Raw genomic sequence first — 26365 nt, 5'->3', positions numbered from 1 at the left:
GCCGCGCGTCAGGCCGTGCACTCGAGGATGAGCGGGCGCGCCTCCGGGGCGGCGATCCGCCGGGCGTCGGCGGCGAGGTCGTCCGGCAGTGTCTGGGACTCCCGCTCCGCGTCGACACGCGCGCCGTAGATCGACACCTCCCGGTCGACCGTCGCCGGGTCCCAGCCCAGCACCGGCGCCATCAGCTCGGCGACGTGCCGGGCGCACGCCACTCCGCGGTGGCCGTACTCGACCGAGATCCGGGTACGCCGGGTGAGCACATCCTCCAGATGCAGAGCACCCTCGTGGGTGGCCGCGTGCACCGCCTCGACCCGAAGGTAGTCCTCGGCCTGTGGGATCGGAGCGAGCAGCTCACGACGGCCCTCGGCCACCGCGAGCACATGCTCGAGCAGCGATCCGTAACGGTTGAGCAGATGCCGGACCCGATAGGGGTGCAACCCATAGCGCGAGCCGATCTGCTCGGTCTGGTTGACCAGGGCGTGGTAGCCGTCGGCGCCGAGCACCGGCACCCGATCGGTGGTCGAGGGCGCGACCCTGGCCGGGATGTCCACGGCGGCGGCATCGACGGCGTCGGCGGCCATCACCCGGTAGGTCGTGTACTTGCCGCCCGCGATCGCCACCAAACCCGGTGCGACACGGGCGACGGCGTGTTCCCGCGACAGTTTCGACGTCGCCTCGTCCTCACCGGCCAGCAGCGGACGCAACCCGGCATAGACCCCTTCGATGTCGTCGTGGGTCAACGGCGTCGCCAGCACCTCGTTGACGCGGCCGAGCAGGTAGTTGATATCGGCCAGGGTGGCGGACGGATGGGCCAGGTCGAGGTTCCAGTCGGTGTCCGTCGTCCCCACGATCCAGTGGTTGCCGCGCCAAGGGATGACGAACAGCACCGAATGCTTGGTGCGCAGGATCAGCCCGGAGTCGGACACGATCCGGTCGCGGGGAACGACGACGTGCACTCCCTTGGAGGCCCGGACCCGGAATCGGCCGCGGCCGCCGGACAACTTCTGGATCTCGTCGGTCCACACCCCGGTCGCATTGATGACGACGTGCGCGGCGACGTCGATCTCCTCGCCCGTCTCGCTGTCGCGCACCCGCACGCCCGATATCCGGTCGGCCTCCCGAAGGAAGCCGACGACCTGGGTCGAGGCCCGGACGACCGCGCCGTAATGTGCCGCGGTACGCGCCACGGTCAGGGTGTGCCGCGCGTCGTCCGCCTCGGCATCCCAGTACTGGATGCCGCCGATCAGTGCGTCGTGCCGCAGCGCCGGGGCCAGTCGCAGCGCCCCCGCCCGCGTGAGCTGCCGGTGCCGGGGCAACGAGCGGGCGCCCCCCATCGAGTCGTAGAGCGTCAGCCCCGCCGTGACGTAGGGCCGCTCCCAGAGTCGATGGGTCAGCGGATACAGAAAGCTGACCGGCTTGACCAGATGCGGGGCCAGCCGCGTCAGCATCAGCTCGCGTTCCCGCAAGGCCTCGCGGACCAGCGAGATCTCCAGCTGCTCGAGGTAGCGCAACCCGCCGTGAAACAGCTTCGAGCTGCGGCTGGACGTGCCGCTGGCCAGGTCGCGGGCCTCGACCATGGCGACCCGCAGGCCGCGGGTGGCCGCGTCGAGCGCCGCGCCGCTGCCCACGACCCCGCCACCGATGATCACGACGTCGAACTGCTCGGCACCCAGCTCCTGCCAGGCGCGTGCGCGTTCCACCGGTCCCAGCCGTCCCAACACCCGGCCTAGCCTATCGGCGCCGGCGCCACCCGAGCGCCGGTTCGTGATCAAACAGTGGCCCCGGGACGCCGCGCGACGGCCCCGGCGACCCCGGCGATCAAGGTGAGTGTGGCGAACACCATCGACAGCCAGCCCAGGCCGCTGAACAGCAACCCGAGCCCGGCCGACACCGCGCCGACCGCGAGCCCGGCACGCGCCACGACCGGACCGTGCGACCCGCGGGTCACCAGCCGCGCGGCACCGGCGGTGAGCAGGATGGTCAGCACCGCCGACACCGGCGCGAGTACCGGCAGCACGAGGAGAAGGGCATCGTCGGCGAACTGTGCACCGACGCCGGCGAGCAGCACCGGAACGAGGGGAAACCTCGCCGTGTCCCGAACTGTGGTCATGCCTCGAGCATCGCCGCGACGCCACGGGAACGGATCGGGGATGGCCCGGAGCCGGCCCTGAGTTCCGCCGGGCGGCGGCTAGTCCAGCTCGTCGGGCCGCATGAGCTGGCGGGCGGCCTCGGTGATCGACCCGGACAGCGAAGGGTAGACCGAGAAGGTGTGGGCCAGATCGTCGACGGCGAGGCCGTTCTGCACGGCCATGGCGATCGGCAGGATCAGCTCGCTGGCCACCGGTGCGACCACCACGCCGCCGATCACCACGCCCGTCGTCGGCAGGCAGAAGAGCTTGACGAATCCGCGGCGCAGCCCACGCATCTTCGCCCGTGGGTTCGTCGCCAGCGGCAGCATGACCGTGCGCGCCGCGATCTCGCCGGCGTCGATGGCGCGCTGGCTGATCCCGACGGTGGCGATCTCGGGACGGGTGAACACGTTCGCCGCGACGGTCCGCAGCTTGAGCGGGGCGACGCCCGCGCCCAGCGCGTGCCACATCGCGATCCGGCCCTGCATGGCTGCGACCGACGCGAGCATGAGCACGCCGGTGCAGTCCCCCGCCGCGTACACCCCCGGGACCGAGGTCCGCGAGACCCGGTCGACGGTGATGAACCCGCCGGCGTCGGTGGCGATGCCGATCTTCTCGCAACCGAGGTCGGTCGTGTTGGGCACCGAGCCGACCGTCATCAGCGCGTGCGAGCCGCGGACGGTTCGTCCGTCGGCCAGCGTGACCAGGACGCCGTCGCCGTCCCGGACGACCGACTCCGCCCGCGCCTTCGACAGGATGTTCACCCCGCGCTCGGTGAACACCTCCTGCAACACCGTGGCGGCGTCGGCGTCCTCGCCCGGCAGCACCCGTTCGCGGCTGGAGACCAGCGTCACCCGGCAGCCGAGCTCGACGTAGGCGGAGACGAACTCGGCACCGGTCACCCCGGACCCGATGACGATCAGGTGCTCCGGGAGCTCGGGCAGGTCGTAGAGCTGACGCCAGGTGAGGATGCGCTCGCCGTCGGGCCGGGCCCGGGGCAGGATCCGCGGCGTCGCACCGGTGGCGACCAGGACGACGTCGGCCAGCAGGTCCTCGCGCTCTCCGCCCGCGTGCCGCGCTTCGATGACGTGCGGCGCGTGCGGCGAGGGCTGGCCGCTGAACGCGGCCGTGCCCGCGATGATCCGTACGCCCTCGCGCTCGACCCTGGCGCGCACGTCGGAGGACTGCGCCAGAGCGAGCCCCTTGACCCGGCCGTGCACCTTCGGCAGGTCGATCGCCGCGGTGTCGCGGTCGAGCAGCACGCCGAGGTCCTCGGCGCGGTGCAGGTCGACGCGCACAGCGGCACTGGAGATGAACGTCTTGGACGGGACGCAGTCATCGAGGACGCAGGCGCCGCCCATTCCGTCGCGCTCGACGACGGTCACGTCGCTGTCGTGCTGGGCCGCGACCAGGGCCGCCTCATAGCCTGCCGGGCCACCGCCCATGATCACGATCCGGGTCACGCGTCCCGTCCCTCCGGTTCATGCAGTGCTCGCCGGCAAACCGTACGCTGCGCGTTCCCCGCGGCCGACGAGCGAGGTCCGCCGTTCGGGCCCGGTGCGACGCTACTAGTCTGTGACGGTGCCGCTGTATGCCGCCTACGGGTCGAACATGGATCCGGCGCAGATGAAGGAGCGTGCCCCGCACTCGCCGATGGCCGGGACGGGGTGGCTGCAGGGCTGGCGGTTGACGTTTGGCGGTGAGGACTTCGCGTGGGAGGGCGCGCTCGCGACGGTCGTCGAGGACCCGAGCTCGCAGGTCTTCGTCGTCCTCTACGACGTCTCCGAGCACGACGCCGCCCAGCTCGACCGGTGGGAGGGTGGTGAGCTCGGGCTGCACAAGAAGCTGCGGCTGCGGGTGCACACTCTCGAGGGCGACCTACTGGCGTGGATCTATGTGCTCGACGCCTATGAGGGCGGGACGCCGTCGGCGCGGTACCTGGGTGTGATCGCCGATGCCGCCGAGCAGGCGGGCGCTCCCGACGACTACGTCGCCGAGCTGCGCAACCGCCCCAGCCGCAAGTCCCTCTAACCCCGCGAGTCGGGGTATTTCCGTGCGCGAGTCGCGGTATTTCCGTGCGCGAGTCGGGGTCAGGACGCCTGCCACTCGCGGTGTCGACGGCGACGCGCCGCGCCCACCCGCCGCTGCCGAAGATCCCACCCGCGGGCTGATAGAGCAGCGCTGAGCTCTCGCTCCAGCCTCACCGGCTCACCGAGATCCGCCGCGCCAACGATGATCACCAACCAACCGCGGCGTTCAAGATCCCGGATCCGCGCCGCGTCCTGCTCGCCGCGGCCGGCATGAGCGGCATAGCCGTCGTACTCGACGGCGATCCGCAGCGTCGGCCAGGCGAGGTCCAGCCGATAGAGTTCGACCCCGTCAAGGTCACGAACCGACCAGTTGGCCTCGGGCACCGGAAAGCCGAGATCGACGACCGTCCAGAGCAACCAGCTTTCCGCAGGCGACTCGGCGCGCCCGGTTGCCAGTTGGAGCAGCTGCCGCGCGGCCCGGGTGCCTCGGGGGTCCGGGCGTTCATCGAGCCGGTCGGCGATCCGCGCCCGGAAGGCGCTCCGTTCGGTCGGCTCGAACCGCGCCAGCACCTGATCGGTGACCGCGAGCGCATCCTGCGGCCGGCTGCGGCACAACAGATCCGTCACCACCCGCTCCAACCCCAGGACGGCAAGGCCGTCGACGCAGTCGCGGTCCCGGTCGAGGAACCGCCCGTTGTGCACCACGAGCCCCGGCACGGATCGCATCCAGTGGCCATACGGTGCGACAAGGTGGACCGGCAGCATCTCGGCGGCGGTGCAACCGTGCAGCCGGGCGGCGGTCGGGCCGGCGACGATCACGCTGTCACCGCCCGCGAGGACCGCCGACGCGACGATGGTGCGGGGATCGGCAGCACGCGAAGGTTCGGCGACCACGCCGGCCCAGGTGGAGACCAGTTCACCGTCTTCCAGCGCGGCCCGGACCCGGTACTCGCCGAGTACGGCGACCGCATCACTGCGCAGGCAGGCGCCGTGCATGCCCGTCGATGGGAGCTTCATGCCCCGACCGTTGCCCAACCAGGGCCGGTCGGGCAGGAGGTCCTGTCGACCTGTGGATGACTCGGCCCAGTTGTGGACGGATCACCCCGACTCGGTCGCGGAAATACCGCGACTCGCGGGGGTCAGGGCGGAGACGGCCGCGCGAGCCAGGATGCGGACACCCAAGGGCAGAGCGCGCTCGTCGAGGTCGAAGGTCGGCTGGTGGATGTCGCGCATCGGGCCGCTTCCCGGCCACACCCCGAGCCGCGCCATCGCGCCCGGGGCATGCTCCAGGTACCAGGCGAAGTCCTCGCCCCCGCTGGACTGCTCGGTGGCCGTCACCGCGGCGGGGCCGATCGCGGCCACCGCGGCGTCGCGCAGCATGCCGGTGCTGACCTCCTCGTTGACCACCGGCGGCACCCCACGGATGTGGTCGAGCACGTAGCCCACCCCCGTGGGCGCCAGCAAGGCCGCGACCAAGGCGCGGATCTTGCCTTCGAGCTCGCCCCAGGTGGCGTGGTCGGCGGTGCGCAGCGTGCCCCGCAGCACCCCGTGCTGCGGGATCGCGTTCGCGGCATCGCCCGCCTCGACCGCGCCCCACACCAGCACCGTGCCCGACCGCGGGTCGACCTGCCGGGCGAGCAGCAGCGGCATCTGGGTGATCAGCAGTCCGATGGCCTGAACCAGGTCAGCGGTCAGATGCGGGCGCGCGGTGTGCCCGCCAGGCGAGGTGAGCCGGATCTCCAGCACGTCACACGCCGAGGTGATCGGTCCGATCCGGGTGCCGATCTTGCCGACCTCGAGCCGCGGGTCGCAGTGCAGCGCGAAGATCCGCTCCACGCCCTGCATCGCGCCATACGACACCGCGTCGAGCGCCCCACCGGGCTGCACCTCCTCGGCCGGTTGGAAGATCAGCCGGACCCGTCCGGGCAGCGACGACGCCGAGGCCAGCGCGAGCCCTGCACCAAGGACCATGGCCGTGTGCGCGTCATGCCCACAGGCGTGCATCACACCGGGGACGGTGGACGCGAACGGCAGGCCGGTGGCCTCCCTCAGCGGCAGCGCGTCGAGGTCCGCGCGCAGTGCCACACACCGATCGCCGTATCCGACGTCACAGACGAGGCCCGTACCGCCCGGCAGGGTGCACGGTTCGAGCCCCGCCGCCATCAGACAGCGAGCAACCAACGCGGTGGACCGGTGCTCGGAACGCGCGAGCTCCGGAACCGCATGCAGGATCCGTCGCCAGCCGACGAGGTCGGCGCCGTGCCGGTCGAGCCACGCGTCGAGCCACGACGGTCCGCTGCCGGCGCCGATGTCGGCCGTCGCCGTCGCCGGATCGGCGGCCCGCGGGTGATCCCGGTCCACATCGAGCAGCGTCACCCGTCCTCACCGCCCTTCTGCATGAGCGTGCCCGTTCATCCTGTCCATGGTGCTCACCCAGGCGGCGGCCCACCAAGTCCGAACGGTCCGTTCGCGGCAATCCTCGCCGAGAAGGTGCCGTCCTGCTGCGGACGGGCCACCGGGCGGAGACGAACGGTCACCGTGGCCGCCGCCGAGCGGCCGATCCGGCCGCCCGGCGTGATCTGTGCCGCCCGCCGCGGGCGGACACGCCGGCGTCGAGAACCGACGAAATGGCGGGGCCCGTCAGCATCCGAGGTTCGCGACCGCGACAATGAGCGGCGTGTCCATGCCGGGTGACGACGAGCCGCGCCGGATCGGCGGCCGGTACACGCTGTCGGCGCAGCTGGGCAGCGGCGCCATGGGCACGGTCTGGTCGGGCTACGACGAGGTCCTGCGGCGGCGGGTCGCGATCAAGGAGCTGAAGGTCCCGCCGGGGGTGCCGGAGCACGAGGCGCAGGCCATGCGGGAACGCATGCTGCGCGAAGCCCGGGCGCTCGGTGGCCTGTCCAACCCGCACGTCATCACGGTCTATGACGTCGTCGACGTCGGCGGTGAGCCGCTGGTCGTCCTGGAGCTGCTGCCGTCGCGGAACCTGGCGACGATGATCGCCGAACAGGGGCGGCTGACGAGCCGGCAGGCGGCGGTCGTCGGCTACGCCACCGCGGGGGCGCTGCGCGCGGCGCATCGGGCCGGGATCACCCATCGGGACGTGAAGCCGGGAAACGTCCTGGTCGCCGACGACGGCCGGGTCAAGCTGACCGACTTCGGGATCGCCCGCAACGCCGCCGACGCCCCGATGACCACGGCCGGGCTCGTGCTCGGTTCGCCCGCCTACATCGCGCCGGAAGTCGCCGCGGGCCAGGCGGTGACGCCGGCCGCGGACCTGTGGGGCCTCGGTGCGACGCTGTTCGCCGCGGTCGAAGGCCGTCCGCCCTACGACGTCCGCGGCGACCCCGTCTCGACGATCACCGAGGTCGTCGACGGCGAGGTCCCGCGTCCGCGGGACGCGGGACCGATCTCCGAGGTCATCGCCGCGCTGATGGTCAAGGAACCGGATCGGCGGATGCCGCTCGACGAGGTGCGGCAGCGGCTGCGCCCGCTGCTCACCGACCCCGACGATCCGCTGTACCCCGGTTCGCTCGACGCCCCCGTCCTCGGCGCCGGGCCCCACCCCCGGCCGGCCGAGCACTCCGATGGCCACCGGCCCGCACCATCCGGCACCGGGTGGTCCGCACCGCTGGCGGATGCGCCCGGCCCGCTGCCGACGGGGCTCGGCTCGCCCCCACGCCAGGTCGCACCGGGGCCAGCGCCGCTGGCGACCTCTCCCGGATCGCTACCTGGTATTCCCCCTGCGCCGAACGGTTCGCCGCACCATCCGACGAGCCCACCCAGCGGACCACCGCACCCGGCGCCGTCGCCGGTCCGGCCAGCGACCGCGACCGGTGCTCACCCCGCCCTGCGCCGCGAGCCGGACCTGCCGGTGTGGTGGGCCGCGCTGCTGGTGGTGGCCGGCGCGGTGGTCGTGCTGCTCGGCGCCGCGGGCGGCTGGGCCGTGAGCCGGGTGCTGGCTGGCCAGTCGCCGCTGACGACCGTCACGGTCACCACGGCCCGAGCGGCGCTCACCGCCTACCACGACCGGAACGGCTTCGACCTGCGCGTTCCCGCCACCTGGACCCAGTCCCGCGACCAACCCGATGGGGACACACCGGTCGTGCGGTTCGTCAGTCCGGAGGGCATCGAGGAACTCATCGTGCAGCGGGCCGCCTCGGCCACCGCGGTGCTCGACTCGCTGACCGCCGACCAACTCGGCGCCGACGAGGTCGTCGTCGAGCCCGCCGAACCCGTCGCCGGTGCCGCCGAAGGCACCCAGGAGCTGTCGTACCGCACGACCGTGGGCTCGGTGCAACAGCGCACCTGGCTGCGGATGGTCCCGGAGGGCGGCGGCGTCTGGGCGATCCGGCTCACCGTGCCCGCCGGGCACGGTGAGACCATCTCCGCCGACCTGTTCGACACGATCGTCGCCGGGTTCACCCCACTCCAGCCGTGATCATGGCCCGAGCCGCGGCGGCACACTGACTAGGCTGCGGCGCATGAGCGTCCCCGAGGCCACGACACCCGTGCACGTCGCCCACCAGGCTGCGGAGGCACTGGCCCGGGCGACGGGGGTGGTCGCGCACGACGTCGCCGTGGTGCTCGGGTCGGGCTGGCGTCCGGCCGCCGATCTGCTGGGTGAACCCGCCGCCGAGATCCCGATGGCGGAGCTCCCCGGCTTCGTGCCGCCGACCGTCGCCGGGCACGGCGGGACGATCCGCTCGGTGCCGGTCGGGCAGCACCGGGTCCTGGTCCTGCTCGGCCGCACCCATCTGTACGAAGGTCACGGCGTCGACGCCGTCGCGCACGGCGTCCGGACCGCGGCCGCGGCGGGGTGCCGCACCGTCGTGCTGACCAACGCCGCCGGCGGGATTCGCGAGGGCATCTCGGTCGGCGATGCGGTGCTGATCCGCGACCACCTCAACCTGACGGGGGTCTCGTCGCTGGTCGGACCGCGGTTCACCGATCTGACCGACCTCTATTCCCCGCGGCTGCGGGAGCTGGCCCGCGAGATCGACCCCACCCTGCGCGACGGCGTCTACGCGGGGGTGCGCGGCCCACAGTTCGAGACACCGGCCGAGATCCGGATGTTGCGCGGGCTGGGCGCCGACCTCGTCGGCATGTCGACGGTGCTGGAGGCGATCGCGGCGCGCGCGGAGGGCCTCGAGGTGTTCGGGCTGTCCCTGGTCACCAACCTCGCCGCCGGGAGGAGCGGGGCGCCGCTGGACCACGAGGAGGTCCTCGCGGCCGGGCGGGCCGCGGCGACGCGGATGGGTGAGCTGCTTCGCGATCTGATCATCCGGGCATGGCCACACTGACGCCGCGGTTGCGCGATGCGGCGCTGCGCTGGGCCGCCGACGATCCGGATCCGACCACCCGCACCGAGCTGCAGCGGGTGCTCGCCGCGGCGCTCGTCGGTGCGGAGGCCGCCGTCGCCGACCTCGTCGACCGGATGTCCGGGCCGCTGACCTTCGGCACCGCCGGGCTGCGCGGCCCGGTGCGCGCCGGTCCTGCCGGGATGAACGTCGCGGTGGTCCGCAGGGCGAGCGCGGGCCTGGCAGCCTGGCTACGCGACCGCGGCGAGGTCGGCATCGTGGTCGTGGGGCGCGACGCGCGACACGGTTCGGCGGCGTTCGCAACCGCGACGGCCGAGGTGCTCGCCGGGGCCGGATTCGCGGTGCGCATCCTGCCCGCTCCGGCCCCCACCCCGCTGCTTGCCTTCGCGGTCCGCGAACTGGGCGCGGTCGCCGGCGTGCAGATCACCGCGTCCCACAATCCGGCCACCGACAACGGATACAAGGTCTATCTCGCCGACGGCGCGCAGCTCGTCCCTCCCGACGACATCGAGATCGAGGGACGGATCGCCGCGGCGCCGGCGGCGGTGTCGATCCCGACCGCGGGGGCCGGACTCCGGGTGGACGTCACGGAGCCCTACCTGGATCGGGTCGCCCGGCTGCCGCGCGGCACGGCCCGCGGCCTGCGGATCGCGCTGACCCCGATGCACGGTGTCGGCGGGGCGACCGCGGTGCATGCACTGGCCCGCGCGGGCTTCACCGACGTCCAGGTCGTCGCGAGCCAGGCCGCGCCGGATCCGGACTTCCCGACCGTCGCGTTCCCGAATCCGGAGGAACCGGGCGCCACCGATGCGCTGCTGGCCCTGGCCGCGGCACGCGGCGCCCACCTGGCCGTCGCACTCGACCCGGATGCCGATCGGTGTGCGCTCGGCGTCCCGCTGCCGGACGGGACCTGGCGGATGCTCACCGGGGACGAGACCGGGGTGCTGCTCGGCGACCACCTGCTGCGCTCAGGCGGGTACGCCGATCCACTGGTCGTGACCACCGTGGTCTCGTCGTCGATGCTGGGTGCGATCGCGGCGGCGTACGGTGCGCGGTACACCGAGACCCTCACCGGCTTCAAGTGGATCGTTCGTGGCGGGCCGGGGCTGGTGTACGGCTACGAGGAGGCCCTGGGCTACTGCGTGGACCCGGACGCCGTGCGCGACAAGGACGGCATCGCCGCCGCTGTGCTGGCTGCCGACCTGGCTGCGACGCTGCGCGCCGAGGGACGAACCCTGCTCGACCGGCTCGACGAGCTCGCGATCGCGCACGGCGTGCATCGCACCGAGGGGTTGGCGTTCCGCCTGGAGCCCGCGGCCCGGGACGCGGTGCTCGACCGGCTGCGCGGCGCCCCGCCCGCCGGGTGGACGACCGACCGCCCCGCCCCGGACGTGCTGGTGCTGCGGCGCCACGGCGAGCGAGTCGTGGTTCGTCCGTCCGGGACCGAACCCAAGCTCAAGGTCTACCTTCAGGTCGTCGAGCCGGTGCCGGGGCCCGCCGCGCTGGCCGGCGCCCGGACCCGCGCGGCCGACCGGCTCGCCGCGCTGCGCACCTGCTACACCCACCTCGTGAGTGCGTAACAGTGTTCTCACCCGGTGGCGCACTCACGGGCCCGGAGGCCAGATGAAACGACTGTTGATCGTCCACCACACCCCCTCGCCTGCGATGGCCGACATGTTCGACGCGGTGCTGCGGGGAGCGACGGACCCGGAGATCACCGGCGTCGAGGTCGTGCGCCGCGCCGCCCTGGCGGCGACCGTGAGCGACCTGCTGGGCGCCGACGGCGTCGTCCTGGGCACCCCCGCCAACATCGGCTACATGGCGGGGGCCCTGAAACACTGGTTCGACCAGATCTACTACCCGACGCTCGACGAGGGACGCGGGCTGCCCTATGGGCTGTACGTCCACGGCAACCTCGGCGTCGAGGGCGCCGTGCGGGCCGTCGAGTCCATCGCCGACGGGCTGGGCTGGAAGCGGGTGGTCACTCCCGTGCAGATCCTCGGCGCCCCCGACAAGGCCGCGCTCGAGGCGTGTTGGGAGTTGGGCGCCACCGTCGCGGCGACGCTCTCGGAGTAGCGGCTACAGCGCAGGCCCCGGCGCCGCGGGCCCGGCCCTCGTCGCCAACCAGCGCTCGATCTCGCCGCGAAACATCCGGGCGATCCTCCGGTAGCCCGCGGCGTTGGGGTGCAGGCCGTCGGTGAACTCAGTGGGGCGCAACAGGTCCGAGGTATCGACGAAGCTGATCGAACGCCCGAGGACCCGGTGCCGGGCCACCACCCGCGGAGTGCGGGCGGCGAGATCGGCCCGCGCGGCCCTGGCCCGTGGCATCGGCGCCCATACCCCGGCCACGATGACGTGTGCCGCGGGCGCCTGCGCATAGATCCGGCTCAGCAGGTCGTCGAGCCGATCGGCAACGACCGCCCCGCTCGCCCCGCGTCCGAGATCATTCGTCCCGGCATGCAGCAGAATCACCTCGGGTCTGCTGTCGCGAAGCCAGCGAGCGACCCGCGGGGCGAGCATGGTGATCGTCCAGCCGGAATGGCCCTCGTGGTCACGGTCGGCCAGGGTGGAGGGCCCGCGGGACAACGACCCGACGAAATCGACGGCCACGCCGTCGCGGCGCAGCATCGTGTACAACGGGCCCCGGTACCCGGCCGTGCCGGGACTGCCGATTCCCTCGGTACTCGACGCACCCAGCGGCAACACCCGCAGGTGGACCACCGGGCGGACGCCCGCGATCCGCGCCCCCGGCACCGTGGCGGGGCCGGCGGTGGTCACGTCCGCGGCCCACAACGACGTCACGACCAACACGATCAGGGCGTACACCCCGACGACGGTTCGTCCGGCCCGGATTCGCACCGCCATGCCCCCCGATCCTCGACTGCCCCTCAGACATTCGCCAACGTGATCAGTTCGTTACAGCGGCGCGTTCCCCCGTTCCGAAACGGTGTTGCGCTAACCTCCAGCCATGCCCCGCCCCAAGGTGCACGACGAGTCGCTGCGCGACCGGCTGCTCGAACGCGCCGGCCAGACGCTGTCCGCCCAGGGCCTTACGGCATTGAGCCTGCGCAAGCTGGCCGCCGATGTCGGAACCTCCACCACCGCGGTCTACTCGCTGTTCGGTGGCAAGCCCGCGCTGGTCAAGGCGCTGGCCGACGAGGCGTTCCACCGCCTGGGGGCAGATCTGGCCCGGGTCGAGCCCAGCGATGACCCCATCGAGGACCTCGTCGCGCTCGGTGTCGCCTACCGCGACAGCGCTGTGGCCGACCCGCACCTGTACGACGTCATGTTCGCCGGCACAGTGGGTGAGCCGCCGTTCGACGGCGAGACGTTCACGGCGGCCGCCGAGCCGTTCGCCCGGCTGATCCAGTTCGTGGAGCGGGGGATCGAGCGAGGGGCACTGCGCGCTGACGCCGCCGCCGACACCATGGCGCTGGGCCTGTGGGCGGTCCTGCATGGTCTGGTGACGCTGCAACTGCGTGATGTCCGGCTGCCGGTGGCCGCCGACCCGGCCGACGCGTTCGAGACGACGCTGCGCACGACGGTGGAGGGCTGGCGGGCGCGATAGCGTGCGGCGCAGCGCCGCCCGGCGGGCACCGGGAACGGTTGTCACCGGGCCGCTCAGACCGCCCCGAACTGCCGGTCCCCGGCGTCACCGAGCCCGGGGACGATGAACGCGGACTCGTTGAGCCGCTCGTCGATGCCGGCGGTCACCACCCGCACCGGCACCCCGGCGGCGGCCACCTGGTCGATGCCCTCAGGCGCCGCGAGCACACACACCGCGGTGACGTCGGTGGCGCCGCGCTCGGTGAGCCGCCGGATGGTGTGCACCATCGAGCCGCCGGTGGCCAGCATCGGGTCGAGCACGAACACCGGGCAGCCCCCGAGCGACTCGGGCAGCGACTCCAGGTACGGCACCGGCCGGAACGTCGTCTCGTCCCGGACGACACCGACGAAGCCCATCCGTGAGTCCGGCAGCATCGCGTGCGCGGCGTCGGCCATCCCGAGACCGGCCCGCAGGACGGGCACGAGCACCGGCGGGTTGGCCAGTCGATAGCCGATGGTGCGGGCGATCGGGGTGCGCAGGGGCATGCGGACCACCGGTGCGTCCCGGGTGGCCTCGTAGATCAGCATCAGAGTCAGTTCGCGCAGCGTGGCTCGAAACGTCGCGTTGTCGGTCCGCGCGTCCCGCAGCGTGCTCAGCCGCGCCGTGACGAGCGGATGGTCGACGACCTGGACGTCCATGGGGTGCAGGCTAGCGGTCGGACGTCGTCGTCGACTCGGTCGCGCAGATACCCCGACTCGCGCTCGGAAATACCCCGACTCGCGCTCGGAAATACCCCGACTCGCGGGGTCAGGGGACGGGACGGCCGGGGGTCTCGCTCGTCCAGCACCACCGGCCGGACGCGTCCGGCCACGCGCGCATCCGATCCTCCAGCACCGGCTCGCGTTCGTGCTCCAGACAGCCCGTCGCCGCCCAGCAGCTGATCACGATCTCGGTGGACGACGCGTCGACCCGCAGGAAGCTCTTGAACATCGGCGGGCGGTCGGAGTCGAGGAACACCGACATCAGGTTGTGCGCGGCGGGCGCGCCGCGGGTCGGCAACGGGTAGACCCGCCGCGCGGCCCGCCGCGCCCGTCTGCTGATCTGCTCGGGCGGGGTCCCGGTGCGCGGCGGGGTGATGCCGATCCGCTCGGCCATCAGGGTCGTGGCGTCATCGGGGGAGATCACCAGCCGGCCGCTGCCGAAGCCCAGCAGCCTGTCGTAGCGGCGGCTGAAATGCGCGAGCGAGTCGCCGCGCAGCGGGTAGCAGCGAAAGCTCTCCTCGCGGCACGCCGGGGCCAGTGCGTCGACGTTCGGGATCTGGTGGGTGGCCGAGAGGTACGCGCCACCGCCACCGCTCACCACGTACAGGATGGTGCGCCCGTCGTGCAGCCGGATCGGGTAGCGCTGGTAGTTGTGGTCGTCGCCGCCGATGGCGGCGATGTAGTTGCAGGCGGGGTCGGTGACGATCTCGTTGATGTCGCCGATGACGACGCCCGCCTCATCGACGATCGGGCAGCGCTGCAACGACGCGTAGCTGTAGATCGGCTTGCCGGTCAGCAGGATCTTGGGCTTGGGACTCGACGTCGAGACCCGGCGGAGCCAGGCCCCCTGGTCGGCGTCGATCCGCCCGCTGATGCCGGTGTCGATGAGCACCAACCGGACCGGTCCGGCGTCGATCGCGCAGTACGGTCCGGGCTGGACACCGAGCTGGGACTCCGCGTCGCGGTACCAGCGCATGTCCGCGACCTCGGCGACCGTGGCCGTCGGTGGGCGGCGCCACAGCAGCCGGCGCAGCGCGGCCCGCGCACCGCGGCCACCGGGAAGCGGCGCCCCCGCGTCGGGCGGCACGTCGCAGAACGTCGTCATGAATCCGGTGAGCCCGTCGTACCAGTCGTGGTTGCCCGGCACGCCGTAGATCGGCCCCGGATAGTCGGCATAGGGCCGGTAGAACCGGTCCGCGTACGCCCGGATACCGCCGGCCGGATAGATCACGTCGCTGCACACGACCGCGAGATCGGTGTCTCCGGCGACCGCGAGCAGCACCGGGACCACGGCGTACTGCGACGCGTCGCCCTCGCCCGGGTCGCCGAGCAGGGCGATCGAGATGCGGTCGCGACCGGCGAACCGGTCGACGATCCGGTCGGCCAGATCGACCTTCGGCGCGGGCTGCACCGCATCGAGCAGCCCGGCCAGCCTGCGCAGCCACTCCTGGCGCATCTCGTCGGTGGGGTCGCCGAACCAGCGGGCCAGCCAGTCGTTGCGCGAGGCCAGCAGCGCCCCCGGACGCAGCCAGCTGAACCGCCTCGGCAGCGGCCCGAGCTGCCGGAACTCGCCGAGCCGCCGGCAGTCCCACCCGGCGTTCGCCGCGGACCTGCGGGACGGGCCTGTCGGGCTCACCGGGCGGCCGCGATGAACCGGACGATCTCGGCGGCCAGCGCGGGCCCCGCGTCCTCCTGGAGGAAATGCCCCGCCCCGCGGATCGTCGGATGGTCCCGGCCCGCCGCGCCCGGCATCGTGCGCGCCAGGACCGGTCCCATCGCCGCGGTGATCGGGTCGCCGTCGCTGAAGGCGCAGAGGAACGGGATGTCGAGGCCGCCGAGGATCCTGGTGGCCGCCCGGTTGGCCTCGGTGGCCGGATCGTCGGGACGGGTCGGCACCAGCAAGGGCATGGCGCGCGGACCGGCGGTATGGCTCGGGTCCGGGAAGGGGGCGGCGTAGCCGGCGAGCACCGCCGTGGACAGCGGGGTGCGGCACCCGGCCTGGACGAGCCGGGCGATGTCCAGCGTCCCGGCGCTCCCGGCGCGCTCGACGGCGCGCCGGAACCGCCACCACACCTCGGGCATGTCGACGTCCCCGGTGGGCAGCCCGGTGTTCGCGGCGACGACGCGGGCGAACCGGTCGGGGTGCTCGGCGACCAGGCGCAGCCCGATCAGCCCGCCCCAGTCCTGTCCCACGAGCGTGACGTCGCGCAGGTCGAGCACGTCGAAGGCGAGCGCCCGCACCCACTCCACATGCCGGGCGTAGCTGTGGTCGGCGAGCTCGGCCGGCTTGTCGGAGCGGCCGAAGCCGATCAGGTCGGGTGCGATCGCGCGCAGCCCCGCCTGCGCCAGCACCGGCAGCATCGTGCGGTAAAGGAACGACCAGCTCGGCTCGCCGTGCAGCAGGAGCACGACCGGGCCCTCGGCGGGGCCGTCCTCGACCCAGGCCATCCGCAGGGTCCCGCCGCCGGGCCGCGGGACGTCGGCGTAGTGCGGCGTGAAGTCGAAGCCCGGAAGCCCGGTGAAGCGGTGGTCCGGGGTGCGGTGGACACGCATGTCGATGATCCTGGCATCACCGCGTCGATATGCGCAGGTCCAACCGCTGATGACCACGGTGGGTGATCGATCCGGCCGGGACCTGCGCCCCGCGCCTCCGCGCCCCGCCCACCGAGCCGGCGGTCCACGAGCGGACGCGGCGGTCCGCCGACGCCCAGCTCGTGATCACGAAGAGTGGCTGGATTCCGGCCGGCCGCCACCACCACTCGTTCACCGCGGATGCGGTGCGTGACCGAACAGGTGCAGTAGGTAACGGTTCTCCTGGGCAGTTCTGACCCGAATGGGTGGTCTGCCATATCCGTTGTCACGCCTGAGCCCCTGCCGACGCTGTACTAGGAAACGAGGAGGTGATCCGGTGCCGGAGAACACGACGTCCGACGATGCGGCGCTGATCGCAGCGGCGGAGAAGCTCACCCAGTGCGACGGATACGTTGTGCTGGCCGTCGATCCGCAGACCGGTGAGGTCGACGCGCACGGGCCATTCGACGGGCTGACCGCAACGATCAAGGCCGACCAGCTGCGCCGCGACTTCGACCGCGGCGGCCTGGAGGATGTCACCGTCGGTGTCGTTCGGCTGCACACCTCGACCTGACTCTCGGTACCGTCAGGGCCCGCACGGCCGGCTCACCGCCCCGGCACGGCGCGGACGGGCCCGCACCCGCATCGACGGGGCGCTGACCGCAAGCGCCGAACGACCGTCGCTAGGCTCCCCGCCGTGGCAAGCGACATCGTCCCGATCCGGCTCGCTCTGACCGAAGGCGACCTCGTCACGCTCTGGGCACCGCGCTGGCGGGAGGACGGCGAGGAGTGGGAGGCCTTCCTCGGCGACGGCGACGCGCTGTTCGCCTTTCCCGAGATCGCCCAGCTTGCGGCGTTCGTGCGGACCCGCCCCGAACACGACCTGTCCGACCATCCCGCCTGGTCGCTCGTCCCGCGGCTGTCGGTCGCGGAGCTGACCCCGGAGGAAACCCACAGCTACGACATCATCGGCGTGCCCGAGCTCGTCGCGGGCGAGGTCGACACCTGGACGATCGCCGAGCTCGCAACGATCATCGCCATGGTCGAGTCCCTGGCCGACGTGTGCGGCCTCGAGGAGGTCACCGAGATCCTCGACTCCACGCCCGGCTTCCCGCTGCTGCACCAGGGGACGCTGCCGTTCAGCGGGCGGGAGGGCGGGCGGCTCTGGACCCAGGTCGTCGAGACCGTCGCCAACCGCTGGGACACCGTCATCGACGCGCTCGACGCGCTCGTGGTCACTCCGCAGGTCGATCCCGCGGCCCTCGCGGCCGCCAGGCAGGAGGCCGCCGAGCTCGCCGGGGACACGGACGCACCCGACGCCGATGACGTGCAGGTCGAGGCCGAGCAGGTCGCCGGGGCGCGGGCCGGTTCGCCCGGTGCGGGTGCGGCCACGTTCTGGGAGGAGGTCGGCATCGACCCGATCCGGATCACCACCCGGGACGGCGAGTTCGTCACGCTGCGGTGCTACCTCGACGACAAGCCGGTCTTCCTCGGCAGCGCCGGAAAGATCGACGTGTTCGGCAGCGAACGCGCCCTGGCCCGCCACCTCGCGGGCGCGGGCCGGGACGGGCACGACCTCGTTGCCGCGTCGACCTGGGACGACATCGTCGAGAGGGCGGCCGTTGGCGAGCTCGAGGTGACCGTCGACGAGCTCAACGCCTACGTGCTCACCGGAATCGACCACGACATCGCCGAGGGCATCGTCGCCGTCGATCCCACCCAGCTGGACCTGGCCACCGAACTGCTGCTCGACGTCGGCGAATGGGCGGGCGACGACGAGCCGCGCGAAGCGCTGGCCGAATCGGAGAGCCTGGGCTGGCTGGTGTCGTTCGTGATCCGCCCCGACCCGGCCCGACTGGCCCCCAGCCCGCCCTTCGACACCGAGGCGGCCCGCTGGCGCGGGCTCGTCGCCGCGCTGGAACACCGGCTCCGCCGCCTCTGAGGTCGACGTGCGGATTCGGGTCGGCCGACGGTCAGGCCTGGAGCGCCGCGTAGGCCGGTTTGATCACGTCGTTGATCAGCGCCAGCCGCTCGTCGAAGCCGATGAACGCCGACTTCATCGCGTTGACGGTGAACCACCCGAGGTCGGCCCAGTCGTAGCCGTGGACCGCGGCGAGCCCCGCCATCTCCGAGGTCATCGAGCAGCCCGACATCAGCCGGTTGTCGGTGTTCACGGTGACCCGGAACCGCAGCTTCGCCAGCAGCCCGATGGGGTGCTCGGCCAGCGACGGCGCCGCTCCGGTGTGGACGTTGGAGGTCGGGCACATCTCCAGCGGGATGCGCATGTCCCGCACGTAGGCGGCGAGCCGTCCGAGGGTGGCCGTCCCGTCGGCGCCGACCGCGATGTCATCGACGATCCGGACGCCGTGCCCGAGCCGGTCGGTCCCGCACCACTGGATGGCCTCCCAGATCGACGGCAGCCCGAACGCCTCACCCGCGTGGATCGTCACATGCGCGTTCTGCTGGCGGACGTACTCGAACGCGTCGAGATGCCGGGTGGGCGGGTAGCCCTTCTCCGCACCGGCGATATCGAACCCGACCACCCCGACGTCCCGATAGCGCACGGCGAGCTCGGCGATCTCCCGGGATCGGGCCGCGTGCCGCATCGCCGTCAGCAGGCAGCCGATCCTGATCGATCGGCCGCCCGCGGCGGCGCGTTCGGTCCCGATCCGAAAACCGTCGAGTACGGCCTCGACGACCTGGTCCAGGTCCAGCTCACGCTCGACGTGCAGCTCCGGGGCGAACCGGACCTCGGCGTAGACGACGCCGTCGGCGGCCAGGTCCTGCGCGCATTCGGCGGCGACCCGGCGCAGCGCCTCGCGGGTCTGCATGACCGCGACGGTGTGCCCGAACGTCTCCAGGTACCGCTCCAGCGAGCCGGAGTGCGCGGCGCCCAGGAACCAGCCCGCGAGCTGTTCAGGGTCACGGGTGGGCAATGACCGGTAGTTGATCGCGTCGGCCAGCTCGACGACCGTGGCGGGACGAAGCCCGCCGTCGAGGTGATCATGAAGCAGTACCTTCGGGGCGTCGCGGATGTTCTCGATCGTCAGCGGCGAAGGCACCCTCCCACGCTATACCGACCCGGGACAAATCCCGGATCGGACGAGGACAGCAGCCCATCCGGCCTAATGGCCACGCCCCGTCGAGTGAGAATGACGACTCGCTACCCTCTGGGCATCTCCCCATCCGGCTCAGAGGAAGCACGGTCAGCCATGAGCGATAACTCAACCCTGTCGTTCGACCGGATGCGCGGCATGCTCATGCGCGCTGCGGAGATCCGTGACAGCGAACAGCAGCAGATCTTCGACTCCCTCGATGAGATCCACGCCCGACTCACCGCGCTCGACGCCCTCGGCACGGTTCGCAAGCGGCTGACCGAGCTGCCCGACCGGACCGAGGTCAGCGTGCTCGCCGAGCGACTCGACGAGACCGTCGCGAAGCTCGACGCACAGGACGCCGCGCTCTCCTCCGTCGCGCGGGCGCTGGAGTCGCTGCCCGACAAGCTGGCCAAGCCCTTCGCCCAGCTCGACGGCAGGCTCGACGGCATGGCCGGGCGCCTCGAAGGGGTCTCCGGCCGGATGGACGGCCTGGACGATCGCCTCGGCGGCCTGCACAAGCGCCTCGATGACCTCGACAACCGGCTGGACCGCCACGAGATGCGCCTCGACGCCATGCCCAACGCCGTCGGGACCCCGGTCAAGGAACGCGTCGACGGCGTCGAGCGCATGGTGCGCGAGCAACTCGACGGAGCCGTGCGCTCGATCGACGAGACCGGTGAGGGGCTGCGCAATCTGCTCGGCGACACCAGCGTCGGGCTGCACCGCAGGCTCGAGGACCTGGCGGCGCGCCCGGCCGTCGACCCGACCGAGATGCTGAACGCCCTGGCCGAGCGGCTGGAGGTGTTGGCCGGACGGCTCGACGCCGTCGCCAGCAGGCTCGATGCGGTCGAGGAGGGGCTCGGCGGGCGGCTCGGCGAGCTCGGCACCGGCGTCGAGGCGACACTCGGCGTGCTGGGTAACGCGCTGGACCAGCGCCCCGACACCGCCGCGCTCACCGCGCTGGTGCATCAGGCGAACGAGGAGTCCGAACGGCGCAGCGCCGGCCAGCTCGACGAGGCGATGGCAACGTTCGCGGAGCTCATCCTCGGCCGCGGGACCGGGGTCCAGGCGCCCCCTCCGCCGCCCCGTCCGACGCAGCGCCGGGCGACCCGGGCCAAGGCCACGGTGAAGAGCCCGAACGGGGTGCCCGTCGACACGATCACCGACGACCCGGACGCTTGATCAACGCGGCCCGGCCCGTTTCCGCCCCCGCCGCGGGCCGGGCAGCCTGCGCCACAGCGGGTCGAGTTCGCGAACTCGCAGGAGCCGCAGCGCAAGCAGGGTGACCGGGGTGGCGACGGCCAGCGCGACCGCGAGCCCGACCCAGGCGCGGCTGACCGGGGCCCAACCCTCCAGCGGACCGGCATCGAGCAGGGCGACGACGCCGTAGGCCAGCGCCCCGCCGATGACCGACGCCGCGGTCGTCCGGGCGATGGTGCCGAGCATCTCGCCGGTACGAGCCGGGCCGAGCCGCCTGCGCACCAGCACCTGCCCGAGCATCGCCCCGAACACGAACGACAGGGCGTTGGCGGCGGCCAGGCCCAGGACCACCTGCTCGGGCGCCAGCAGCACCGGGCACAGCAACAACAGCGGGATCTTGAAGCCGACGATGAGCAACTGGATCAGCGTCGGGGTCCGGCTGTCGGTGAGCGCGTAGAACACCCGCAACTGCAGCAGCGTGACCGCGTAGGGCAGCAGACCGAACGCCGAGGCCGCCAGGGTGGCGCCCAGCCGGGCCGAGCCACCGCCCGCGCCGCCGGCGCCGAGCGAGAACAGGGCGACGCCCACCTCGGTGCCGAACAGCGTCAACAGCACCGTGATCGGGATGAGCGCCACGGCGGACAGCCGCGTCCCGAGCGAGAGGTCGGCCACGACGTCGTGCGGCCGCCCTTCCGCCGCGGCGCGGCTCATCCGCGGCATCAGCGCGGTCAGCAGCGAGACACCGAGCACTCCGTAGGGCACCTGCAGCAGCAGCCACGCATAGGTGTAGGTGGCGATGCTGCCTGCGTCGGCGTCGGCCGCGACCCGAGTGGTGACGATGTAGCCCGCCTGGCCGATCAACACGTAGAGCACGACCCATCCGGCGAGCCCCCCCGCCGCGGTCAGCCGCGGGTCCCAACCCCACACCGGGCGGTAGCGGAACCCGATCCGGTGCATCGACGGCAACAGCACAACCGCCTGCACCACGATGCCGAGCGTGGTGCCCAAGCCCAGGACCAGCAGCTTCGCGTCACCCATCCGAACGGGGTCGAGACTGATCTGGCCGGGGACCGCCACATAGGCCCCCAGCACGGCGAGCACCACCACGTTGTTGAGTACCGGCGCCCAGGCGAACGGGCCGAACACACCCCTGGTGTTGAGGATCGCGCCGAGAAGGGCACCGATGCCGTAGAAGAAGATCTGCGGCAGCAGCAGGAACGCGAACAACGTGGCCAGTTCGGGGTTGGCCGAACTGCTGGTCTGGGTGCCGAGATACAGCCGCGTCAAGGACGGTGCGGCGAGCATCGCGACGACGGTCGCGAGCAGCAGGGCAACCCCGGTGAGGGTCAGCAGCCGCCGGGTGTAGCGGACCCCGCCATCGGCGTCGTCGGTCTGGGCCCTGACCAGAAGCGGGATCATCACACTCGTCAACACCCCGCCGAGGAGCAACTCGTAGACGATGTTCGGCAGCGTGTTGGCGACCGTGTAGGAGTCGTTGACGATGCCGAGTCCGAGCACGGCGACCAGCGCAAGCGTCCGCAGGAAACCGGTGACCCGGCTGACCAGGCTGGCGACCGCCATGACACCGCTCGACCGCATCAGCGACGAGCGGCCCTCGCCCGTCGCCGGGTCCGTCGGCGGGACGGGGGCGATCCGCTGCGTCGGCGCCTCCGCCTCCGGCGCCGGGCGAGGCCGGGCCTGCGGCGTTGCGGGCAGACGAGTGGTCGGCGGCTCGACGGGCGGGCGCGCCGCGCTCGGGCGGCGTGGCCCGCCCGGCACCGGCCCGGGGCCGCCGCCGGGCCCGGCCTGTCGGCCGCCGGGGGTGCGGGGGCTCCGGTACTCGTGCATCGACCACCATCGTGCCCGACCACTGCCACCGACGCGGCTGCGCCCCAGGGACGCATGGCGCCGCTCTCGCGCTGTTGGGCATCCACCACCTGGACTAGATTCCTGGCGTGGCCGGGGTCCGTTGGGCGGTGCTGCGCGCAGCGGCGGCGCTGATCGTCGTGGGCCTGGGAGGTTCGCCGGCCCTTGCGACCACACCGATCGTGCCGATCGCCGCCGCGTCGCAGGCCTTTCCCGGTCCTGTCGGCGTCTGCCCCGGGCAGGAAGCGCCTCCGCCGCCGCCCGCGCCGGAGGAACTCGTCTCCGGTGCGCCCCCGCCGGCACCACTGCCCGTCCCCCGCGAACCCGTGGGCGGGCCGCGGCTCGGCTCGTGCGGCGATGTGCTCGCCCCCGGCGCCAGCCCACCCCCGGAGGTCAGCGCGGCGGGCTGGGTCGTCGCCGATCTCGACACCGGCGCCGTGCTCGAGGCGCACGATCCGCACGGGCGGCACCGCCCGGCATCGACGTTGAAGATCTTGACTGCGCTGGTGGTGCTGGAGCGTCTCGACCTCGACACCGTCGTGGTGGGCACCGCCGACGACGCGAATGTCGAGGGCAGCCGCGCCGGCATCGGCCCGGGCGGCCAGTACACCGTCCGGCAGCTACTCGCCGGGTTGCTCCTCAACTCCGGCAACGACACCGCCAACGCGCTGGCCCGTTCGCTCGGCGGCATCCCCACGACACTGGCCGCGATGAGCGCCGAGGCGGCCCGGCTCGGCGCCCTCGACACCCGGCCCGCAACGCCGTCCGGCCTGGACGGCCCCGGGATGTCCACCTCGGCCTACGACCTCGCGTTGCTGTTCCGGGCGGCTCTGGACAGGCCGGAGTTCGCTCGGCTGATCGCCACCCCCTCGGTCGATTTCCCCGGCTTCGGGGACAAGCCCGGTTTCCAGGTCTACACCGACAACCAGTTGCTGCTGCACTACCCCGGAGCCATCGGGGGGAAGACGGGGTTCACCGACGCGGCCCGGCACACGTTCGTCGGAGCGGCGCTGCGGGACGGGCGGCGACTGGTCGTCGCGCTAGTGCGTGGCGAGCAACGCCCCGTGCCGATGTGGCGCCAAGCCGCGGCACTGCTCGACCACGGGTTCTCGCTGCCGGCGTCGACGTCGGTCGGGACGCTCGTGGCGGCGGCCCCCGAGCGTCCGGTCGCGACGCAGACCACGGGGAACGGCCCCGGCGCGCAGGCGGCAAGCGGTGCAACCGGTACGGGGGGTGGGCTGACCTCAGCCCAGCTGCTCGCCGGGTTCGGCACCGTGGTCGCCGTCGTCACGCTGGCCGTCGTGGTGATCGGACGCCGTCGGATATCGCGCTGACCGCGACTCGGTCACGGAAATACCGCGACTCGCGCACGGAAATACCGCGACTCGCGGGCGGGGGGCTAGCGGCGGCGGGTGGTGTCGCCGAGGAACCGCATCCCCAGCAGCCCCAGCACCGCTCCGACACCGAGGAGGCCCGCGGCGGTGCGCCCGTCCGGACCGGAGTACGCGGCGACCTCGGGACGGATCACCGCGGGCCCGGGCACCGGGGCGGGCTGCGGCGGCTCGTTCTCCCGGGCGGTTGCCGCCCAGGCGGTGACGAACAGCAGGAACCGCGAGACGAAGAAGGCGAAGATCAGCAGACCGATGATCGAGCCGAACGCGACGCCGGCCGGCGAAGCGGCCACCGCCCGCAGATAGACCGCCATGATCTGCTTCAGGATCTCGAACCCGATCGCGCCCAGCAGCGCCGCTTTGACCGCGCTACGCGCCGACACGGGCGCGCGCGGAAGCCGGGCGATCACCCAGAGGAAGACCAGCCAGTTCGCCACCAACCCCAGCACGACGCCCGCCACCCCGAGCAGGAACCGGGCCCAGCCCTGCTCACCGAGCCCGACGAGATCGAGCAGCGTGCGACCCAACCCGGTCCCCACAGCCGTCACCGCGAGCGCAACCACGAGCGAGATTCCGAGTCCGACCAGCGCCGCGAGGTCGAGCACCAGCTTCTTCGCCACGTTCGAGGGCTGCTCCACCTGCGCCCACTGCTCGGAGAGTGCCTCGCGCAGGTTGCTCATCCAACCGATACCCGAGTAGAGCGCGCCGAGCAGGCCCAGCGCCCCGACCGCGCCGGCCTGGCTGATCGCGGTGTTGACGATCCCGTTGAGGGTGTCGCCGAGCGGACCGGGCGCCGCCTCGGTGATGCCGGCCTGCAACTGCTGGAGCAGACCGGGCTGGGCGCGCAGCACAAAGGCAGCGGCCGAGAAGGCGATCATCAACAGGGGCACGAGAGCGAGCACGCTGAAGTAGGTGATCGCGGCGGCGTAGTGGTCTCCGTGCCGCTTCTGATAGCGCTCGGCGGCTCGGCCGATGTGGTCGAGCCAGGGGTGGCGCGCACGCAGCCGTTCGACCCTGCCGGGCCCCGTGTCGTCGATCTCGCTCCCTGCGGTCTTCTGATCGACAGCCAGCGGGCTCACCTCACGTCGTCGGCGGCAGAAAGCCGATCTTGGTATGGACGGACGCCAGCGTCGCACTGGCGACCTCACCCGCCCGCGTCGCCCCGCGTGCGAGCACCCGATCGAGTTCGGCCGGGTCATCGAGATATCCCTGCACCCGTTCCCGCAACGGGGCAACGAAGTCAGCGACGACCTCGGCCAGGTCCTTCTTCAGATCTCCGTATCCCTTACCCGCATAGTCGGCCTCCAACTCACTGACCTTCTTGTCGGTGAGCGCGGAGTAGATCGTCAGCAGGTTGGCGATACCCGGTTTGGCCTCGGGGTCGAACCGGATCTCCCGTTCGGCGTCGGTCACCGCCGAACGAATCTTCTTCGCCGACACCTTCGGGTCGTCGAGCAGCTCCACGATCCCCGCCGGGGTGGACGCGGACTTGCTCATCTTCATCGCCGGGTCCTGCAGGTCCTGGATCTTCGCCGCGCCCGTGAGGATGTACGGCTCGGGCACCACGAACGCCGTGCCGAACCGAGAGTTGAACCGCTGCGCGAGATCGCGGGTGAGCTCGAGATGCTGGCGCTGGTCCTCCCCGACGGGAACCCGGTCGGCCTGATAGAGCAGCACGTCAGCGGCCATCAGGATGGGGTAGGTGAACAGGCCGACGGTGGCGCGGTCGGCCCCCTGCTTGGAGGCCTTGTCCTTGAACTGGGTCATCCGGCTGGCCTCACCGAAGCCGGTGAGGCAGCCCAGCACCCAGGCGAGCTGGGCGTGCTCGGGAACGTGGGACTGGACGAACACGGTGCAGCGGTCGGGATCGAGCCCCAGGGCGAGCAGCTGCGCGACGGCGTTGCGGGTGCGCGCGGCGAGCGTCTTCGGATCGTGCTCGACGGTGATCGCGTGCAGGTCGGGGACGAAGTAGAACGCGTCGTGGTCGTTCTGCAGAGCCACCCACTGCCGGATCGCGCCCAGGTAGTTACCGAGGTGGAACGAGTCGGCGGTCGGCTGGATGCCGGACAGTACCCGCGGGCGGCGATCGGTGGTGGGAGCGGTCCCGGTCATGAGCCGATCCTAGTGAGCGGCAACGGCGCGCCGACGACCACCGCCCGCCCCACCGATCCACCGCAGAGGCCTCCCCCGTCGCCGGACGGACCCCGTCACCGACCCGCCGGTTCACCCCCCGAGCGGCCGAAACCGGGCGCGACGGCGGGTCAGGAATCGGCGGCGAGCTCGCCGACGGTGGTCTCGGGCGGCTCCGCGGCCGGGACTCGATGCACCACCACCGTCCCGGTCTCCAGGTCGATCGGACCGAGCCGCCATTTCTCGCCGTCGCCGGCCTCGCCGGCCTCGTCGCGGATCTTCGGCCCGGGGAACAGCTCACCGAGGACACCCATGGCG

The 26365-nt window shown here is 72.4% G+C and carries 24 protein-coding genes; 10 read left to right on the top strand and 14 right to left on the bottom strand.

Translation table 11 applies throughout. The features are described from left to right. Positions 1-8 precede the first annotated feature (8 nt). The 3 genes from ACFQE5_RS00985 to ACFQE5_RS00975 form a co-directional block, all read right to left on the bottom strand. A complete protein-coding gene (locus ACFQE5_RS00985) occupies positions 9-1721 on the bottom strand; it encodes a glycerol-3-phosphate dehydrogenase/oxidase (RefSeq protein ID WP_379581660.1) in 1713 nt (570 codons plus the stop codon). A 47-nt stretch (positions 1722-1768) separates the two neighbouring features. After that, positions 1769-2110, bottom strand: coding sequence for a hypothetical protein (locus tag ACFQE5_RS00980; protein ID WP_379581658.1), 342 nt, complete (start codon positions 2108-2110; stop codon positions 1769-1771). A gap of 78 nt (positions 2111-2188) precedes the next feature. Next, positions 2189-3592, bottom strand: a complete 1404-nt coding sequence (locus tag ACFQE5_RS00975) for an NAD(P)H-quinone dehydrogenase (protein WP_379581656.1) — start codon at positions 3590-3592, stop codon at positions 2189-2191. Positions 3593-3710: 118 nt separating this feature from the next. Between ACFQE5_RS00975 and ACFQE5_RS00970 the strand changes: the two genes are divergently transcribed. Then, the gene (locus ACFQE5_RS00970) at positions 3711-4160 is read left to right on the top strand and encodes a gamma-glutamylcyclotransferase (RefSeq protein WP_379581808.1); all 450 of its coding nucleotides are present in this window, start codon (positions 3711-3713) and stop codon (positions 4158-4160) included. Positions 4161-4219: 59 nt separating this feature from the next. On the opposite strand, the gene ACFQE5_RS00965 is transcribed toward ACFQE5_RS00970, so the two are convergent. Continuing rightward, positions 4220-5176: a hypothetical protein gene (locus tag ACFQE5_RS00965; RefSeq protein WP_379581654.1), complete on the bottom strand. Its 957-nt coding sequence runs from the start codon at positions 5174-5176 to the stop codon at positions 4220-4222. A gap of 81 nt (positions 5177-5257) precedes the next feature. Continuing rightward, positions 5258-6535 (bottom strand): amidohydrolase, encoded by a 1278-nt coding sequence (locus ACFQE5_RS00960; protein ID WP_379581652.1) that lies wholly within the window; start codon positions 6533-6535, stop codon positions 5258-5260. A 307-nt stretch (positions 6536-6842) separates the two neighbouring features. Here ACFQE5_RS00960 and ACFQE5_RS00955 point away from each other — a divergent pair, with 307 nt between their 5' ends. From ACFQE5_RS00955 to ACFQE5_RS00940, 4 genes are read left to right on the top strand one after another with little or no spacing between them, the layout of a single operon-like run. Continuing rightward, the gene (locus ACFQE5_RS00955) at positions 6843-8603 is read left to right on the top strand and encodes a serine/threonine-protein kinase (RefSeq protein ID WP_379581806.1); all 1761 of its coding nucleotides are present in this window, start codon (positions 6843-6845) and stop codon (positions 8601-8603) included. 43 nt (positions 8604-8646) lie between these two features. Beyond that, complete coding sequence (locus tag ACFQE5_RS00950) at positions 8647-9465, top strand: purine-nucleoside phosphorylase (protein WP_379581650.1); 819 nt, start codon at positions 8647-8649, stop codon at positions 9463-9465. Then, positions 9453-11063, top strand: coding sequence for a phospho-sugar mutase (locus ACFQE5_RS00945; protein WP_379581648.1), 1611 nt, complete (start codon positions 9453-9455; stop codon positions 11061-11063). Before ACFQE5_RS00950 ends, ACFQE5_RS00945 begins: the two co-directional genes overlap by 13 nt. Before the next feature lie 43 nt (positions 11064-11106). Further along, the gene (locus ACFQE5_RS00940) at positions 11107-11559 is read left to right on the top strand and encodes a flavodoxin family protein (protein ID WP_379581646.1); all 453 of its coding nucleotides are present in this window, start codon (positions 11107-11109) and stop codon (positions 11557-11559) included. 3 nt (positions 11560-11562) lie between these two features. Here ACFQE5_RS00940 and ACFQE5_RS00935 read toward each other — a convergent pair whose 3' ends face one another. Then, the gene (locus ACFQE5_RS00935; protein ID WP_379581643.1) at positions 11563-12348 is read right to left on the bottom strand and encodes a GDSL-type esterase/lipase family protein; all 786 of its coding nucleotides are present in this window, start codon (positions 12346-12348) and stop codon (positions 11563-11565) included. Positions 12349-12451: 103 nt separating this feature from the next. On the opposite strand from ACFQE5_RS00935, the gene ACFQE5_RS00930 reads away from it, so the two are divergent. Continuing rightward, on the top strand, positions 12452-13051 hold the full coding sequence (locus tag ACFQE5_RS00930) for a TetR/AcrR family transcriptional regulator (protein WP_379581640.1): 600 nt from the start codon (positions 12452-12454) through the stop codon (positions 13049-13051). 53 nt (positions 13052-13104) lie between these two features. Here the strand turns inward: ACFQE5_RS00930 and upp are convergent, their stop codons facing one another. From upp to ACFQE5_RS00915, 3 genes are all read right to left on the bottom strand, one after another. Then, positions 13105-13728, bottom strand: a complete 624-nt coding sequence (gene upp, locus ACFQE5_RS00925; protein WP_379581638.1) for a uracil phosphoribosyltransferase — start codon at positions 13726-13728, stop codon at positions 13105-13107. Between the two features lie 109 nt (positions 13729-13837). After that, positions 13838-15427: a metallophosphoesterase family protein gene (locus ACFQE5_RS00920; protein ID WP_379581636.1), complete on the bottom strand. Its 1590-nt coding sequence runs from the start codon at positions 15425-15427 to the stop codon at positions 13838-13840. Further along, the gene (locus ACFQE5_RS00915; RefSeq protein WP_379581634.1) at positions 15424-16344 is read right to left on the bottom strand and encodes a haloalkane dehalogenase; all 921 of its coding nucleotides are present in this window, start codon (positions 16342-16344) and stop codon (positions 15424-15426) included. The genes ACFQE5_RS00920 and ACFQE5_RS00915 overlap by 4 nt, the downstream gene beginning before the upstream one ends. 355 nt (positions 16345-16699) lie before the next feature. On the opposite strand from ACFQE5_RS00915, the gene ACFQE5_RS00910 reads away from it, so the two are divergent. Then, complete coding sequence (locus ACFQE5_RS00910) at positions 16700-16936, top strand: hypothetical protein (RefSeq protein ID WP_379581632.1); 237 nt, start codon at positions 16700-16702, stop codon at positions 16934-16936. A gap of 123 nt (positions 16937-17059) precedes the next feature. After that, positions 17060-18304: a primosomal protein gene (locus ACFQE5_RS00905; RefSeq protein ID WP_379581630.1), complete on the top strand. Its 1245-nt coding sequence runs from the start codon at positions 17060-17062 to the stop codon at positions 18302-18304. Between the two features lie 31 nt (positions 18305-18335). Here ACFQE5_RS00905 and ACFQE5_RS00900 read toward each other — a convergent pair whose 3' ends face one another. Next, a complete protein-coding gene (locus ACFQE5_RS00900; protein WP_379581628.1) occupies positions 18336-19424 on the bottom strand; it encodes an adenosine deaminase in 1089 nt (362 codons plus the stop codon). Between the two features lie 150 nt (positions 19425-19574). Between ACFQE5_RS00900 and ACFQE5_RS00895 the strand changes: the two genes are divergently transcribed. Further along, positions 19575-20642, top strand: a complete 1068-nt coding sequence (locus ACFQE5_RS00895; protein ID WP_379581626.1) for a PA containing protein — start codon at positions 19575-19577, stop codon at positions 20640-20642. On the opposite strand, the gene murJ is transcribed toward ACFQE5_RS00895, so the two are convergent. Continuing rightward, positions 20643-22508, bottom strand: a complete 1866-nt coding sequence (gene murJ / locus ACFQE5_RS00890; RefSeq protein ID WP_379581624.1) for a murein biosynthesis integral membrane protein MurJ — start codon at positions 22506-22508, stop codon at positions 20643-20645. A gap of 107 nt (positions 22509-22615) precedes the next feature. Between murJ and ACFQE5_RS00885 the strand changes: the two genes are divergently transcribed. Then, positions 22616-23860, top strand: coding sequence for a D-alanyl-D-alanine carboxypeptidase family protein (locus ACFQE5_RS00885; protein WP_379581622.1), 1245 nt, complete (start codon positions 22616-22618; stop codon positions 23858-23860). Positions 23861-23925: 65 nt separating this feature from the next. Here ACFQE5_RS00885 and yhjD read toward each other — a convergent pair whose 3' ends face one another. The 3 genes from yhjD to ACFQE5_RS00870 form a co-directional block, all read right to left on the bottom strand. Beyond that, complete coding sequence (yhjD, locus tag ACFQE5_RS00880; RefSeq protein ID WP_379581804.1) at positions 23926-24987, bottom strand: inner membrane protein YhjD; 1062 nt, start codon at positions 24985-24987, stop codon at positions 23926-23928. Between the two features lie 10 nt (positions 24988-24997). Further along, positions 24998-26029 (bottom strand): tryptophan--tRNA ligase, encoded by a 1032-nt coding sequence (gene trpS / locus ACFQE5_RS00875; RefSeq protein WP_379581620.1) that lies wholly within the window; start codon positions 26027-26029, stop codon positions 24998-25000. A 149-nt stretch (positions 26030-26178) separates the two neighbouring features. Then, a complete protein-coding gene (locus ACFQE5_RS00870) occupies positions 26179-26361 on the bottom strand; it encodes a hypothetical protein (RefSeq protein WP_379581618.1) in 183 nt (60 codons plus the stop codon). Between the last annotated feature and the right edge of the window lie 4 nt (positions 26362-26365).

It is taken from the genome of Pseudonocardia hispaniensis, from assembly GCF_042658695.1.
GTDB classification, from domain to species: domain Bacteria; phylum Actinomycetota; class Actinomycetes; order Mycobacteriales; family Pseudonocardiaceae; genus Pseudonocardia; species Pseudonocardia hispaniensis.
The sequence above is the reverse complement of the archived record's forward strand: the minus strand, read 5'-3'. Positions and strand labels throughout refer to the sequence as shown.